The organism is Actinomyces acetigenes, from assembly GCF_031296635.1.
GTDB classification, from domain to species: Bacteria; Actinomycetota; Actinomycetes; order Actinomycetales; family Actinomycetaceae; genus Actinomyces; species Actinomyces acetigenes.
In genome coordinates this window covers 55,942-70,684 of the sequence record NZ_JASPFC010000004.1, presented here as the reverse complement: position 1 = coordinate 70,684, position 14,743 = coordinate 55,942, and the positions used below count along the sequence as shown (strand labels likewise).

13 protein-coding genes are annotated in these 14,743 nt (G+C 69.0%); all 13 read left to right on the top strand.

All coding sequences use genetic code 11. The annotated features are described in order from the left end of the window. Window positions 1-163 precede the first annotated feature (163 nt). The 13 genes from RIV14_RS02540 to nusB all read left to right on the top strand — a co-directional run bounded on the left by RIV14_RS02540 (window position 164) and on the right by nusB (window position 14,668). Complete coding sequence (locus tag RIV14_RS02540; protein WP_075372310.1) at window positions 164-934, top strand: glycerophosphoryl diester phosphodiesterase; 771 nt, start codon at window positions 164-166, stop codon at window positions 932-934. Window positions 935-990: 56 nt separating this feature from the next. Continuing rightward, entirely contained in the window at window positions 991-1,608 is a 618-nt protein-coding gene (locus tag RIV14_RS02535; RefSeq protein WP_070663026.1) for an L-threonylcarbamoyladenylate synthase, read from the top strand. 117 nt (window positions 1,609-1,725) lie between these two features. Beyond that, complete coding sequence (locus tag RIV14_RS02530; RefSeq protein WP_075372311.1) at window positions 1,726-3,129, top strand: replication-associated recombination protein A; 1,404 nt, start codon at window positions 1,726-1,728, stop codon at window positions 3,127-3,129. Window positions 3,130-3,387: 258 nt separating this feature from the next. Beyond that, a complete protein-coding gene (gene rpsD / locus RIV14_RS02525; RefSeq protein ID WP_009747225.1) occupies window positions 3,388-4,011 on the top strand; it encodes a 30S ribosomal protein S4 in 624 nt (207 codons plus the stop codon). Window positions 4,012-4,249: 238 nt separating this feature from the next. Continuing rightward, window positions 4,250-6,961 (top strand): alanine--tRNA ligase, encoded by a 2,712-nt coding sequence (gene alaS / locus RIV14_RS02520; protein WP_075372312.1) that lies wholly within the window; start codon window positions 4,250-4,252, stop codon window positions 6,959-6,961. A 40-nt stretch (window positions 6,962-7,001) separates the two neighbouring features. Then, the gene (gene ruvX / locus RIV14_RS02515) at window positions 7,002-7,517 is read left to right on the top strand and encodes a Holliday junction resolvase RuvX (protein ID WP_075372313.1); all 516 of its coding nucleotides are present in this window, start codon (window positions 7,002-7,004) and stop codon (window positions 7,515-7,517) included. Next, complete coding sequence (gene mltG / locus RIV14_RS02510) at window positions 7,514-8,731, top strand: endolytic transglycosylase MltG (RefSeq protein WP_075372314.1); 1,218 nt, start codon at window positions 7,514-7,516, stop codon at window positions 8,729-8,731. Before ruvX ends, mltG begins: the two co-directional genes overlap by 4 nt. A gap of 12 nt (window positions 8,732-8,743) precedes the next feature. Beyond that, window positions 8,744-9,715, top strand: a complete 972-nt coding sequence (locus RIV14_RS02505; RefSeq protein ID WP_075372315.1) for a shikimate dehydrogenase — start codon at window positions 8,744-8,746, stop codon at window positions 9,713-9,715. Between the two features lie 67 nt (window positions 9,716-9,782). Beyond that, window positions 9,783-11,015, top strand: a complete 1,233-nt coding sequence (gene aroC / locus RIV14_RS02500) for a chorismate synthase (RefSeq protein WP_075372316.1) — start codon at window positions 9,783-9,785, stop codon at window positions 11,013-11,015. Window positions 11,016-11,091: 76 nt separating this feature from the next. Continuing rightward, window positions 11,092-12,960 carry a 3-dehydroquinate synthase gene (gene aroB / locus RIV14_RS02495; RefSeq protein WP_075372317.1) on the top strand — a complete coding sequence of 623 codons (1,869 nt, stop codon included), beginning with the start codon at window positions 11,092-11,094 and terminating at the stop codon, window positions 12,958-12,960. Then, window positions 12,957-13,523 carry a shikimate kinase gene (locus RIV14_RS02490; RefSeq protein WP_075372318.1) on the top strand — a complete coding sequence of 189 codons (567 nt, stop codon included), beginning with the start codon at window positions 12,957-12,959 and terminating at the stop codon, window positions 13,521-13,523. Before aroB ends, RIV14_RS02490 begins: the two co-directional genes overlap by 4 nt. 90 nt (window positions 13,524-13,613) lie before the next feature. Continuing rightward, window positions 13,614-14,177 carry an elongation factor P gene (efp, locus tag RIV14_RS02485; RefSeq protein ID WP_075372319.1) on the top strand — a complete coding sequence of 188 codons (564 nt, stop codon included), beginning with the start codon at window positions 13,614-13,616 and terminating at the stop codon, window positions 14,175-14,177. Further along, the gene (nusB, locus tag RIV14_RS02480) at window positions 14,177-14,668 is read left to right on the top strand and encodes a transcription antitermination factor NusB (RefSeq protein ID WP_075372320.1); all 492 of its coding nucleotides are present in this window, start codon (window positions 14,177-14,179) and stop codon (window positions 14,666-14,668) included. Before efp ends, nusB begins: the two co-directional genes overlap by 1 nt. Window positions 14,669-14,743: the final 75 nt, after the last annotated feature.

The following is a 14,743-nucleotide window of genomic DNA, read 5'->3' as shown; positions in this document are numbered from 1 at the left end:
CTCAGCCACAGAAACGCACTCGAACAAGACAATCACCACACTAGGACACGACCCTCCGCGGGTGTGCCCTTTAGCGTCGTGTATTTTTCCGACGTGTTCTTGACCTTGCTCGCGGATGCCGGCGATTCCTGAGGGCTGCCGCCGCTCATGTAGCATTCCAGCCATGTCGTCGACCTCAGACAGTGATGGGCTCGTGTCCGACGGCGAGCGCACGATCTTCGGGCACCGAGGCCTGAGCTCGCTCGCCCCGGAGAACACCATGGCCGCCTTCCGCTGCGCGGTGGACCACCAGGTGGGCTGGGTGGAGGCCGACGTCGACGTCATCGGAGACGGAACAGTCATCATCTGCCACGATTCCACCCTGGACCGAACCACGAACCGTGCCGGTCGGTACGACGACCTGACGGTGGCCGACCTGGGCGGCATCGATGCTGGAGGTTGGTTCTCCCCTCGGTTCGAGGGCGAGCCGCTGCCCACCCTGAGGGATCTCATCGACCTCATGAACGACACCGGCCTCAACGCCAACATCGAGATCAAGCCCAACGAGACCGGCAAAGAGGCGAGCCTGCGTCTCGTCGACGGCGTCATCGCCCAGCTCGAGCGACTGCGTCCGGGCGTCGAGGTCATCGTCTCCTCCTTCAGCCACCTGCTGCTCCACCTGTTCAAGCAGCGCGCCCCGGAGGTTCCCGTGGGGTGCCTCTACGAGAGTCGGTCGCTGTCTGACGACTGGAGGAGCACCCTTGAGATCGTGGGCGCCGACTTCATCCATCCCGAGGACTCCGGTCTGACCCGGCAGCAGGTTCAGGCCTTTCGAACCGAGGGCTACGGCGTCAACGTCTGGACCGTCAACTCGCCGAGCCGGGCCAACGAGCTCTTCAACTGGGGGGTCACCGGCGTGTTCTCCGACGTCGCCCACCAGATCCCTCGCCGCTGACGCCCCCTCCCCTCGGAACGCTATGTGAGAACCGTCACCCGGGGTAAGGTTGGGGCATGGCACGTTACATCGAGCTCCACCCCGTCAACCCGCAGGCGCGTCTGGTTGAGAAGGTTGTCGACACGCTGCGCGACGGCGGCCTGGTCGCCTACCCGACCGACTCCGGATACGCCCTGGCCTGCGCACCGGGCAACAAGGAGGGGCTGGACCGGATCCGCACCATCCGCCAGCTCGACGGCAAGCACAACTTCACCTTCGTGTGCGCCGACTTCGCTCAGGTCGGGCCGCTGGCCATCGTGGGCAACAACGCCTTCCGGCTCATCAAGCGACTCACCCCGGGGCCGTGGACCTTCATCCTCAAGGGCACCAAAGACGTGCCCCGGATGACGCTCAACCCCAAGAAGCACACGCTGGGCGTACGCATCCCCGACCACGCCATCACCCAGTCCCTCGTCGCCGAGTTCGGCGCCCCCATCCTGTCCTCCACCTTCATCCGCCCCGGCCAGGAGGAGCCTGAGACCAACGGCTGGGAGATCCAGGAGTCCCTGGGGCACCTCATCGACGTCGTGATCGAGGGCCCGGTCGGGCAGGGCGAGCCCACCAGCGTCATCGACCTGACCGACGACGTCCCCGAGGTGCTGCGCGAGGGGGCCGGAGACATCAGCCTCCTGTAACCGACTCGGCCATCGCCGCGCTCGTGCTGCTTGCCGGGCCCGCATCGGCGTGAGGTCTGACAGGAACCCGCAAATCGTGCGCCCGCGGTGCCGGCGGCGGGGAGATAGGGTCGGCTCATGGACCTGTTCGAGTCGGCCGGCACGGATGACGCCGGGATTCCCGTGGACTCCCACGCACCGCTGGCAGTACGGATGCGTCCGCGCACACTCGATGAGCTTCAGGGGCAGACGCACCTGCTCACCCCCGGATCGCCTCTGCGCCGCCTCGTGGAGCCGGCCGAGGCGAACCGGGGCTCCCGTGCGGGCGAGCAGGACGGCGCCGCACGGTCCTCCGGAACCTCCCTGTCCTCAGCCATCCTGTGGGGACCGCCCGGAACCGGCAAGACGACGCTGGCCTACCTGGTGGCACGGGGCAGCGGCCGCAGATTCGTGGAGCTGTCGGCGGTCACAGCCGGTGTTAAGGACGTGCGCGCCGTCGTGACCGATGCCAGGCGCCGTCTCGCGGCAGGGGAGGAGACGGTGCTGTTCATTGACGAGGTGCACCGCTTCTCCCGCTCGCAGCAGGACGCCCTGCTGCCCAGCGTGGAGAACCGGTGGGTGACGCTCATCGCGGCCACCACGGAGAACCCGTCCTTCAGCGTCGTCTCGCCGCTGCTGTCCCGCTCCCTGCTCCTGACGCTCCAGCCACTGGGGGCCGATGACATTGGGCGCCTGATCGATCGCGCCGTGAGCGACGAGCGGGGACTGGCCGGCACAGTGGACATCAGCGAGGAGGCGCGCAGTCAGATCGTGCGCATGGCCGGTTCCGACGCCCGCAAGGCGCTCACGGTGCTGGAGGCCGCCGCCGGCACGGTCCTGGCACAGACACCGGCTTCCGGCACGTCGCCCCTCATCGAGGCCGCCGACGTCGAGCGGGCAGCCGATGTGGCCGCAGTGCGTTACGACCGCGCCGGAGACCAGCACTACGACGTCATCAGCGCCTTCATCAAGTCGATGCGCGGCTCGGACCCCGACGCCACGATGCACTACCTGGCGCGCATGATCGCCGCCGGGGAGGACCCCCGTTACATCGCCCGGCGCATCGTCATCCACGCAGCCGAGGACGTCGGGCTCGCCGACCCCACGGTGCTGTCCACCGCCGTGGCCGCCCAGCAGGCGGTCGCCATGATCGGAATGCCGGAGTCCGGCCTCATCCTGGCCGAGGCCGCGCTCGCCGTGGCCACCGCCCCCAAGTCCAATGCGGTCACCATGGCGCTCAACGAGTCGCTGGCCGATGTGAGAGCCGGCAAGGCTGCGGCCGTACCCGTTCACCTGCGCGACGCGCACTACGCCGGGGCCGAAGGGCTCGGGCACGGCAAGGACTACCGCTACCCCCATGACTTCCCCCACGCCGTCGTCGGCCAGCAGTACCTGCCCGACGGGCTCGAGGACGCTCGGTACTACCGGCCCACCGGCAACGGCTTCGAGAAGCAGCTGGCCTCCCGCCTCGACGCGGTGCGGCGCATCCTCGATGAGCGATAGCGCGTGCCCACCGCGGGTTCCTGACTCGAGCGGAGGTTGAGGACCGTCTCACACCGGGCGGTTCCGACATAGGTATTCGACGGTGAGCACGCTAAAGTTCTCGAGTTGTCCACATCGGGGACGACTGGCGGCTCCTGCAGGTGCCACCGGCCGACGACGATGCGGACCTCCTGGGGTCCCGGCCCGAACCGAGGCTTGACCCCGCGCCGTCGGCACCAGCCACGGCGTGCGACCACCGATCCGACAGGAATGACACACATGAGCTCTTCACGTTCCCGCCGTCAGGTGCGCCTCTCTCGCGCCCTGGGCATCCCGCTGACCCCCAAGGCCGTGCGCTACTTCGAGCGCCGCCCCTACGGCCCCGGTGAGCACGGCCGCGCCCGGCGCCGCACCGAGTCCGACTACGCCGTCCGCCTCAAGGAGAAGCAGCGCCTGCGCGCCCAGTACGGCATCCGCGAGGCCCAGCTCCAGCGCGTCTTCGAGGAGGCCCGTCGCGGTCAGGGTCTGACCGGTGAGTCCCTCGTCGAGCTGCTCGAGATGCGTCTGGACGCTCTCGTTCTGCGCTCCGGGATCGCCCGCACCATCGCCCAGGCCCGCCAGGACGTGGTCCACCGCCACATCCTCGTCGACGGCAAGGTCGTGGACCGCCCCTCCTACCGCGTCAAGCCCGGCCAGACCATCCAGGTCCGTCCCCGCTCCCAGGTGATGGTGCCCTTCCAGGTCGCCGCCGCCGGCGCGCACCGCGACGTGCTGCCCCCCGTCCCGGAGTACCTCAACGTGGACCTCGAGAAGCTCTCGGCCACGCTGGTGCGCCGCCCCAAGCGCGATGAGGTCCCCGTGACCTGTGACGTCCAGATGGTCGTCGAGTACTACTCGCGCTGACCCTCACGCTCACCTGACGCCGGGGCGCCCCGGACCCATGAGAGGTTCGGGGCGCCCCGGCGTGGGAGTACGCTCACCATGGAGCAACCCGACCGGATCCGCGCCCACAGGCGACTGGTTCCACCGTCTCCGCTGTCCATCGGGCCGGCCGGTCGGCCACACCACACCGCCCACACGCCCCGGCACCAGGCCCAAGAGCCGCAGTGCCCGGGCACACCTCGAACAGGATGAGGACCCCATGCGCACATCCGAGATCCGCAGCCGCTGGCTGGACTACTTCGCCGCGAACGACCACGAGATCCGGCCCTCGGTCTCCCTGGTGTCGCCCGAGCCCTCCATCCTGTTCACCGTGGCCGGCATGGTTCCCTTCATCCCCTACATCCTGGGGACCGAGGAGGCCCCCTGGCCCCGGGCCGCCTCGGTGCAGAAGTGCATCCGCACCAATGACATCGACAACGTCGGTATCACGACGCGCCACGGCACCTTCTTCCAGATGAACGGCAACTTCTCCTTCGGCGACTACTTCAAGGAGGGGGCCATCTCCTACGCCTGGGGCCTGCTGACAGGCAGCCGTGAGGAGGGCGGCTACGGTCTGGACGGGGACCGGCTGTGGATGACGATCTGGGAGAAGGACCAGGTCTCCCTCGACTACTGGACCCGCGAGATCGGGGTCCCCTCCGAACGGATCCAGCTCCTACCCTTCAAGGACATCTCCTGGTCGACGGGCCAGCCCGGCCCGGCCGGCTCGTGCTGCGAGATCCACTACGACCGCGGACCCGCCTACGGGCCCGACGGCGGTCCCGCCGTCGACACCCAGGGCGACCGCTTCCTGGAGATCTGGAACCTCGTCTTCGACGAGTTCCTGCGTGGGGAGGGCAAGGGGCACGACTTCGAGCTCCTGGGCAAGCTCGACCAGACGGCCATCGACACCGGTGCCGGTCTGGAGCGCCTGGCCTTCATCATGCAGGACAAGCCCAACATGTATGAGATCGACGAGGTCTTCCCCGTCATCAAGGCCGCCGAGGAGCTGTCCGGAAAGGTCTACGGCCGCGGCTCGGCCGGCCCCGAGGCGGGCGAGGCCTACCACGACGACGTGCGCATGCGGGTCGTCGCCGATCACGTGCGCTCCGCCCTCATGCTCATCTGCGACGGAGTGCGTCCCGGCAACGACGGCCGCGGCTACGTCTTGCGCCGACTCATCCGCAGGGCCGTGCGCTCCATGCGTCTGCTCGGCTTCGACGAGGCCGCCATGCCCACTCTGCTGACTGTCTCGAAGGACGCCATGAAGGCCTCCTACCCCGAGCTGGAGGCCGGCTGGAGCACCATCTCCGAGGTGGCCTACGGCGAGGAGGACGCTTTCCGCCGAACCCTGGCAGCCGGCACCACGATCCTGGACACCGCGGTGGCCTCGGCCAAGAAGGAGGCGGGACGCTCCGGGCGCCCGCTGGTGTCAGGCAAGAGCGCCTTCGAGCTGCACGACACCTACGGCTTCCCCATCGACCTCACCCTGGAGATGGCGGCCGAGCAAGGGGTCGACGTCGATGAGAGCGCCTTCCGCAGCCTCATGAACGAGCAGAAGGAGCGCGCTCGGGCCGACGCACGCGCCAAGAAGACCGGGCACGCCGACATCCGCGTCTTCCGCGAGCTGGAGAAGGAGATGGGCGGCGGCTCGACCTTCCTGGGCTACACCGAGTCCTCCGCCGATGCCACCGTCGCCGGGATCCTCGTCGACGGCGTCCCGCAAAGCGTCGTCACCGCCCCGGCCGAGGTCGAGGTCGTCCTGGACCGCACCCCCTTCTATGCCGAGATGGGCGGTCAGCTCGCCGACCAGGGTACGATCCGACTGGCCGACGGCGGCACCGTCGAGGTCAACGACGTCCAGGCCCCCGTCAAGGGGCTGCACGTCCACCGCGGCACCCTGACCGAGGGCACGATCGCGGTGGGGGAGAAGGCCTTCGCTCAGATCGACTCGGCGCGCCGCCTGGCGATCGCACGTGCCCACACCTCCACCCACATGGTGCACAAGGCGCTCCACGAGATCGTCTCCGACAACGCCACCCAGGCAGGCAGCGAGAACTCCCCCTCCCGCATGCGTTTCGACTTCCGCCATGGCTCCGCCCTGGCCTCGGACCAGATCTCCGGCATTGAGGAACGAGTCAACGCCAGGCTGTCGGAGGACCTGGCCGTCACCGACGAGGTCATGGACATTGACGCCGCCCGCGCCGCAGGCGCCATGGCCCTGTTCGGGGAGAAGTACGGCAAGAAGGTTCGCGTCGTCTCCATCGGGGGCGACTGGTCCAAGGAGCTGTGCGCCGGCACCCACGTCCCCAGCACCGGCCACATCGGCCGCATCGCGGTGCTGGGCGAGTCCTCGATCGGTTCGGGGGTGCGCCGCATTGACGCCCTCGTCGGCGAGGGCGCCTACGGCTACCAGGCCAAGGAGCACGCCCTGGTCTCCCAGCTGTCCACCATGGTCGGGGGCCGTCCCGACGACCTGCCCGAGCGCGTCGAGAGCCTCATGACGCGCCTGAAGAACGCCGAGAAGCGCCTGGCCGCCGCTGAACAGGCAGCGCTGTCCGCGCGCACCGCCGGAATCGTCTCAGAGGCCGTCCGGCTGGGTGACGTCCGTCTTGCCTCAGCCGACCTCGGGACCGTCGGCTCGGCCGACGCCGTACGCTCGCTGGTCCTCGACGCCCGCAGCCGGCTCGGTGATGCGGAGCCGGCCGTTGTCGCCGCCGGCGCGGTCGTGGGCTCGCGTCCGGTCGTGGTGGTGGCCACCAATGCCGGTGCCCGCGACCAGGGCATACGTGCCGGTGCCCTGGTGCGCACCGCCGCTCAGGTGCTGGGCGGCGGTGGCGGCGGCAAGGACGACCTGGCCCAGGGGGGCGGTCAGAACCCAGATGCTCTGGACGAGGCGCTGCGCGCCGTCGCCGAGCAGATCAAGGCCTGATCCGGTAAGCCGGCTCGCCCCGTACCGCCTGGCAGATCCCGTGACAGACTCATCGGCTCAACCGGCCTCGACGGACTTCCGTCCCGGTGTGCGCATCGCCTTCGACGTCGGTAAGGCACGTATTGGTGTCGCTCGTTGCGATCAGGACGCGATCCTGTCGTTTCCTGTGGTAACTCTCAGGCGGGACCGCTATGGTGCAGACCTCGACGAGGCCGTTGACCTCGTCGAGGAGTACGGTGCCTTCGAGGTAATCGTCGGTCTGCCCAAGCACATGGGCGGCGGCAGCTCGAGCTCGACCAGGGACGCCCGAGCGTGGGCGCAAGACCTGGCGAGCCGCCTGCCGCGGCGGGTGTGCGTCCGGCTGGTCGACGAGCGGCTCACCACCGTCTCTGCTCACCGGGATCTGCACGCGGCCGGACTGAAGGAGAGGAGCTTCCGCGGTATCGTCGACCAAGCGGCGGCGGTCGTCATCCTCGAACAGGCCATCACAACTGAGCGGATGTCCGGGGTTCCGGCCGGTGAGCGAGTCCACCCGATCAAGAGAGGCAGAGCGTGAGCCACGACGATTTCTTCGCCGAGCTCGGCATCCAGCGCGATGAGGACGCTGGTGACGCCAAGGACAAGCCCAAGAGCCGCAGGCAGCGGCGTATGGAGAAGGTCGAGCGTCGTCAGCGCAAGCGGCGCCGGCACTGGCTGACGAGCCTTGTCATCGTCATCACTCTCGTGGCTGTCGGCGTCCTGGGCTACAAGGCCATCGGGATCATGCGCGACGCCTCTGCCCAGGCGACCCACGCTGAGGACTACAAGGGCGAGGGCGAGGGCGAGGTCACTGTGACGATCCCGGAGGGGGCCTCCGGGGCGGACATCGGCGACATCCTCCAGAGCAAAGGCGTCGTCGCCTCCGGCAAGGCCTTCACCAATGCGGCGAAGAACAACCCGAAGGGAACGACGATCCAGCCGGGCACCTACAAGCTCAAGAAGAAGATGTCCGCCAGCTCTGCGCTCCAGGCACTGCTCGATCCTGAGAGCAAGGGCGATCACACGCTGACCGTCATCGCCGGCTCCACCAAGCAGAGCGTCAAGGAGCGCCTCAAGAAGGTCGGCAACTTCACCGATGAGCAGATCGAGGCGGCCTACGCCGACTCTGCGGCTATCGGTCTGCCCGCCGAAGCCGGCGGCAACGTCGAGGGCTGGCTCGCTCCGGGCACCTACGACATCACCGAGAACGCCACACCGAAGGATCTGATCAAGAAGATGGTCTCTCAGACCGTCACCCGCCTCAAAGAGCTCAAGGTGCCCAAGGAGGACTACCAGAAGGTCCTGACCAAGGCCTCCATCGTCGAGCGGGAGGTCAACAAGGAGCAGTACTACGGGCAGGTAGCACGGGTCATCGAGAACCGTCTGACGCAGACAGACGGGGAGACCCACGGCCTGCTCCAGATGGACTCGACAGTGCAGTACGGCCTGGGCCATGACGGCGGCATCCCCTCCGAGGCGGAGACTCAGGACGCCAACAACCCCTACAACACCTACGTTCACCAGGGTCTCCCGCCAGGGCCGATCGGCAATCCCAATGAGGCCGCCATCAAGGCGGTACTCAACCCGCCGGCCGGAAGCTGGCTCTACTTCGTCACGGTCGACCTCAAGACCGGCGAGACCCTGTTCGCCTCCACCAATGAGGAGCAGAAGACCAACACCAAGAAGCTCTCCGACTACTGCAACAAGAACAAGGATGTCTGCGAGGGCAACGAGAGCAAGAAGAATGGCTGAGGAGGTCGGCCTGTGATACGCCACCGCGCCGCCGTCATCGGTCGGCCGGTGAGCCACTCGCTGTCACCCGTGCTGCACCTGGCCGCCTATGCTGGGCTGGGGCTGGAGGACTGGTCCTACGAGCGGCTCGAGACTGCGCCTCCGCAACTGCCCGGGCTGCTCGCCGAGCTGGCCGCTCCGGTTCAGGCTGGGCCCGCCTGGGCGGGCCTGAGCGTCACCATGCCCCACAAGCAGACGCTCCTGGCGCACCTGGACGTCATCGACCCCCTCGCCGAGGCCGTCGGTGCCGTCAACACCGTGGTGGCGCAGCGCAGTGGGGCAGGAGGGGCGCTCCTGACCGGCTTCAACACCGACGTCGCAGGCATCGTCGGCGCACTGCGGGAGACCGCCCGTACACAGACACCAGGTTCCCCGGATGGCCACCTCCGGGTCGAGCAGGCCGTGGTGCTCGGCTCGGGCGCCACCGCCTGCTCCGCCCTCGCGGCACTCGGAGAGCTCCGGGCCGGCCGGATCACCGTCGTGGCTCGACGGCACGCCGGCCCCGGACGCGCACTCAGCGCCGCCCACCGCATGGGGCTGGATATCGAGCCCCTCACCTGGAAACCGACCGACGCCGCCTCCGACACCGAGGCGGCCCGACGCCTGGCCGCAGCCGACGTCGTCATCTCAACCCTGCCCGCACATGCGGCCGACCCGCTGGCGGGCCCGCTGAGCAAGGCCCTGGAGCAGGCTGACGGCACCCGGGCGGGAGCCGTCATGCTCGACGTCGTCTACGCCCCCTGGCCCACCGCCGTCGCCGGTGCTTGGGCGCACGCCGGGGGAGCCCTTGCCCCGGGCTGGCTTATGCTCCTGCACCAGGCCGTGCCCCAGGTGCAGCTCATGACCGGGCAGCAGCCCGATATCGAACTCATGCGCACCGCGCTCCTGGCGGCCCTGGCCCCGCCGTGCGCCCCTACCGCAGTTTCCTCGGAGACCTCAAGCTGATCCTCGCTACAGCGACGATTCAGGACGGGTGACGCCGGCGGCATCGACGTGTGAGAGTATCTACCCCATGCTTCGATGGATGACGGCCGGGGAGTCCCACGGCGAGGCTCTGACCGCGGTGCTGGAAGGCGTGCCCGCGGGAGTTCGGATCACCAGTGAGGACATCCGGGCGGCACTGGCCCGGCGTCGCCTGGGGTACGGGCGCGGCGCTCGCCAGGCCTTCGAGCGCGACGAGCTGCGGGTTGTGGGCGGCATCCGCCACGGGAGCACCATCGGCAGCCCCGTAGCCCTGCAGATCGGCAACTCCGAGTGGCCCAAGTGGTCCACGGTCATGAGCGCCGACCCCGTGGACCCCCAAGAGCTGCTCATCGACGCCGGGACCGGTGACGAGCGCGAGATCGCCCGTAACCGCCCGCTGACCCGCCCCAGGCCCGGGCACGCGGACCTGCCGGGGATGCTCAAGTACGACCTGCCAGAGGCCCGCCCGGTCCTGGAACGGGCCTCAGCCCGCGAGACCGCCGCCCGCGTGGCGCTGGGGGCCGTGGCCGAGACCCTTCTGGGGCAGGTCGCCGGTATCAGGCTGGTCAGCCACGTCGTGCGGATCGGATCAGTCGCCCTGCCCGACGACGTACCCCCACCGAGTGCTGAGGACACCGTGCGCCTGGACGCCGACCCCGTGCGCTGCACGGATCCCGCCACCAGTGCCGCCATGGTCGCCGAGATCGACGCCACCAGGAAGGACGGTGACACGCTCGGGGGCGTCGTCGAGGTTATCGCTACCGGTGTCCCGGTGGGACTGGGTACTCACGTCAGCGCTGACCGCCGCCTGGACGCGCGCCTAGCGGCGGCGCTCATGGGGATCCAGGCGGTCAAGGGCGTGGAGATCGGCGACGGCTTCGCCGAGGCGGCTCGGCGGGGCTCGGTGGCCCACGACGAGATCGTCTCAGTGGATTGCGGAACGCTCACCCGGTCCACCAACCGCGCCGGCGGTATCGAGGGCGGCATCTCCAACGGCTCCGATGTGCGGGTACGGGCCGCCTTCAAGCCGATCTCCACGGTGCCCAGGGCCCTGCGCACCGTCGACCTGGCCACGGGCGAGGCCGCCACCGGGCTCCACCAGCGCTCCGACGTGTGCGCCGTCGTCCCCGGAGCGGTCATCGCTCAGGCCATGACCGCCCTGGTCCTGGCCGACCTTTTACTGGACAAGACCGGAGGCGACTCGGCCGATGAGGCCCGACGCAACCTGCGTTCCTACCTGAGCCGCATCGCTGAACGGACGCAGTGGCGAACCGAGCGGTGAATCTCGTGGTAAGTCGCTACGCCCGGGCGATACTGGTACCACCCACAGCGATCTCAACGGAGAGGGAGTCACGATCATGACCTGGAAGCGTGTTCCGACCATCGCTCTGCGCGACGACCAGCTGCCCCTGGTTCTGGTGGGGCTGCCCGGTGCGGGCAAGACCACTCAGGCCAGGCTCCTGGCTCAGGCCCTGGGCGTCCAGGTCACCGATACTGACGCCGAGATCCGCAGGCGCGCCCGCATGACGATTCCCGAGATTTTCGCCTCCGAGGGGGAGGAGTGCTTCCGCGACCGCGAACACCGGGCCATGCGGGCAGTCCTGGACTCCCCGGCGGCAGCTCAAGGCGTGATCGCCCTGGGTGGGGGAGCGGTTCTACGTCCCGAGAACCGAGACCTGCTGCGCGGGCACACCGTCATCTACCTGTCCACCTCCCCGAGCACCGCCGCTAAGCACGTAGGTGACGGGACCGGGCGCCCTGTGATGGCCCCGGACGCGGACTCCGACCAGGCCCGTGCCGCCCAGGAGCGCTGCGAGGAGCACGGTGAGCATGCGGGTGTCCTGGCGCGCATGGAGGCCCTCCATGCTCAGCGCTCACCGCTGTACTCCGAGGTCGCCACGCTCACTGTGCCCACCGACGGGCTCAGCCCCCAGCAGGTCGCCGCGCTCATCCTGGTGGCCCTGGGCGTCCAGACCGCACAGGCGGTCAGTGTCCTGGCCCCCATGGCCGAGGGACAGGCGGACTGCGCCACCGCCCCGGACAGGGCCAGCGGCTCACCCCGGCGCGCCCGTGTCCGGCCCGTGGCAACCACGAAGGTGAGCAGCGGCACGCGGAGGGTCAGTGTCGCCGGCGAGAGCCCCTACGACGTGCTCATCGGCCACGGGCTCCTGGCCGAGCTGCCCCGCATCATCCAGGACGCCCCCGGAGCGGGCGCGGGAGGCGTCGCCATCATCCACGCCAAGGCGCTGGCCGACCGCGCCTCCGCGGCCGAGGCGGCGCTGACCGCTGAGGGCCTGCGCGTCCTGCGCCTGGAGGTTCCCGACGGCGAGGCGGCCAAGAAGGCGCGCGTCCTGGAGTACCTGTGGGAGCGGCTCGGCTCCTTCCGCCTGGGCCGTGACGGGCTCGTCGTCGGTCTCGGAGGCGGGGCGACAACGGACCTGGCCGGTTTCGCAGCCGCGACCTGGCTGCGAGGTGTTCCCGTGGTGCAGGTGCCCACCACGCTGCTGGCCATGGTGGACGCCGCCGTCGGAGGCAAGACGGGTATCGACACGCCCGCAGGCAAGAACCTGGTGGGTGCCTTCCACCCGCCGGCCGCGGTCATCGCCGACCTCGAGACGCTCTCCACGCTTCCCGCCGCCGAGCTGCGGGCCGGACTCGGCGAGGTCATCAAGTGCGGTCTGATCGCCGACTCCGTCATCCTCGACCGGGTCCTGGCTGATCCCGCTGACTGCCTGACCTGGGACTCGCCAGTGCTGGCCGACCTGGTCGCCCGCTCCGTCGCGGTCAAGGCCACCGTCGTGGGGGAGGATCTCACCGAGTCCGGCCTGCGGGAGGTCCTCAACTATGGGCACACCTATGCCCACGCGATCGAGAAGGTCACCGGGTACTCCTGGCGTCACGGAGAGGCGGTGGCCGTCGGCTGCGTCTTCGCCGCCGAGATCGCCCACCGCAACGGCACTCTGAGCAGTGACGCACTCGCCCTGCACCGACAGAGCCTCGAGGCGGTCGGCCTGCCGACCCGCTTCCCCGAGGGGAATGGGCGCTGGGAGGAGCTCAAGGAGGCCATGATGAGCGACAAGAAGGTGCGCGGCGGCCGACTGCGACTCGTCCTGCTCGACGACATCGCCAGGCCCGTGCGGGTTCAGGCGCCCGCGGAGAGCGTTCTCCTGTCGGCTCACGAGGCCGTCACAGGTGGGCCCCGCCAGGCAGAAGGACACCGCGGTTGAGCGCCACGGCACCGGGTGCCTTCATCCTCATCGGCCCTGCGGGGGCCGGCTGCTCCAGCGTGGCCCGTGCCATCGGGAGTGCCCTGGGCCTGCCCGTGCTCGATCTGGGCCGGCTCGTTGCTGACAAGCTGGGCACCCGCCCCGATCTGGCGCTCGTCGCGGTGCCGGAGACCGAGTACCGTCGCGTCGAGGCCGACACCGCTGCCAGGCTCCTAGAGCGCGCCGTGAGTGAGAGCGTCGTCGTCGCCCTGGGATCGGGCTGCCTGGAGGCCAGGGAAGTGCGTCAGGGCCTTGAGCGTGTCAGGCTCGTCAACCGCGGTACTCACCGTGTCGTGGCCCTGACCTGCGCCACCCGAGCCCTGGCCACCCGTAACGGTCTTGACGCGCCGCGGTCAGTGGCCCTGGGGACCATCCATCACCAGTTCGTCCAGATGCTCCACGCGCGTCAGGCCCAGTGCCGGGACCTGGCCGACATCATCATCGACACCACCACAACGACCCCCGACGAGGCTGGTCAGAAGGTGATGAACGCCGTCGCCGCCGAATTGTCCCGCCACTCGTGATCGGTGCGACACGCCCGTCACCGGGTGAGCGCGGTGCCTCGCGGTAGGATCAGCGCGTCCCAGATGCAATGCAACAGTGAGGAAACCCTCGTGGCCACGACGAACGACCTGAAGAACGGCATGGTGCTCAACCTCGAGGGCCAGCTGTGGCAGGTAGTGGAGTTCCAGCACGTCAAGCCCGGCAAGGGCCCCGCCTTCGTGCGCACCAAGATCAAGAACGTCCTGTCCGGCAAGACCGTTGACAAGACCTTCAACGCCGGCCTCAAGGTCGAGACCGCCACTGTCGACCGGCGCGACATGCAGTACCTCTACAAGGACGGCGACGACTACGTCTTCATGGACGTCAAGTCCTACGAGCAGACCTCCGTCCCCTCGGCCACCGTCGGCGACGCCGCCACCTTCATGCTGGAGAACCAGGAGGTCATCGTGGCCTTCCACGAGGACTCGGTCCTGTTCGTCGAGCTGCCGGCCTCCGTGGTCCTGACGATCTCTCACACCGAGCCGGGCCTCCAGGGCGACCGCTCCAGCGCCGGCACCAAGCCCGCCACGGTCGAGACCGGTGCTGAGATCCAGGTCCCCCTGTTCCTCAACACCGGTGACAAGGTCAAGGTGGACACTCGCTCCGGCTCCTACATCTCCCGCGTCAACGACTGATGACCGAGCATCCCGAGGAGGGCTTGACCCACTCGAGCCCCGCGTCGCGCCACCCGGTCACCGCCCGCACCAAGGCGCGCCGGCGTGCCATCGAGATCCTCTTCGAGGCCGATCAGCGCGGGATGCTGAGTGCTGAGGACACTGAGGAGCTGCGCTCCTTCGCGCAGCTGCGCGCCGTCAGCTCGGCCAACCACACCGAGGCCCCTGCCTACACGCGGGAGATCCTCAACGGCGTGTGCGACCACCTGGGCGACGTCGATGAGACGATCCAGACCTACGCCCAGGGATGGACCCTGGGGCGCATGCCGGCTGTCGACCGTGCCATTGCGCGAGTTGCCACCTGGGAGATCGTCTACAACGACGAGGTGGATGCGCCAGTCGCCGTGGATGAGGCCATGACGCTGAGCCGGATGCTGTCCACTGACGAGTCCCCCAGGTACCTCGGAGGACTTCTGGGGCGTATCGGGGACCTCGCGGACACGTTGCGCTGAGGCATGGGGCGAGAGGGGCTCACGGCATGGGGAGGATTCCCTATGCCGTGAACTGCGCCCGTCCGGCACCAGTGG

Excerpts from the sequence above, each read along its gene's own strand:
- aroC (WP_075372316.1), top strand. The coding sequence starts at position 9,783 with ATGCTTCGATGGATGACGGCCGGGGAGTCCCACGGCGAGGCTCTGACC.
- RIV14_RS02530 (WP_075372311.1), top strand. The coding sequence starts at position 1,726 with ATGGACCTGTTCGAGTCGGCCGGCACGGATGACGCCGGGATTCCCGTG.
- RIV14_RS02535 (WP_070663026.1), top strand. The coding sequence starts at position 991 with ATGGCACGTTACATCGAGCTCCACCCCGTCAACCCGCAGGCGCGTCTG.
- alaS (WP_075372312.1), top strand. The coding sequence starts at position 4,250 with ATGCGCACATCCGAGATCCGCAGCCGCTGGCTGGACTACTTCGCCGCG.
- RIV14_RS02540 (WP_075372310.1), top strand. The coding sequence starts at position 164 with ATGTCGTCGACCTCAGACAGTGATGGGCTCGTGTCCGACGGCGAGCGC.
- aroB (WP_075372317.1), top strand. The coding sequence starts at position 11,092 with ATGACCTGGAAGCGTGTTCCGACCATCGCTCTGCGCGACGACCAGCTG.
- nusB (WP_075372320.1), top strand. The coding sequence starts at position 14,177 with ATGACCGAGCATCCCGAGGAGGGCTTGACCCACTCGAGCCCCGCGTCG.
- rpsD (WP_009747225.1), top strand. The coding sequence starts at position 3,388 with ATGAGCTCTTCACGTTCCCGCCGTCAGGTGCGCCTCTCTCGCGCCCTG.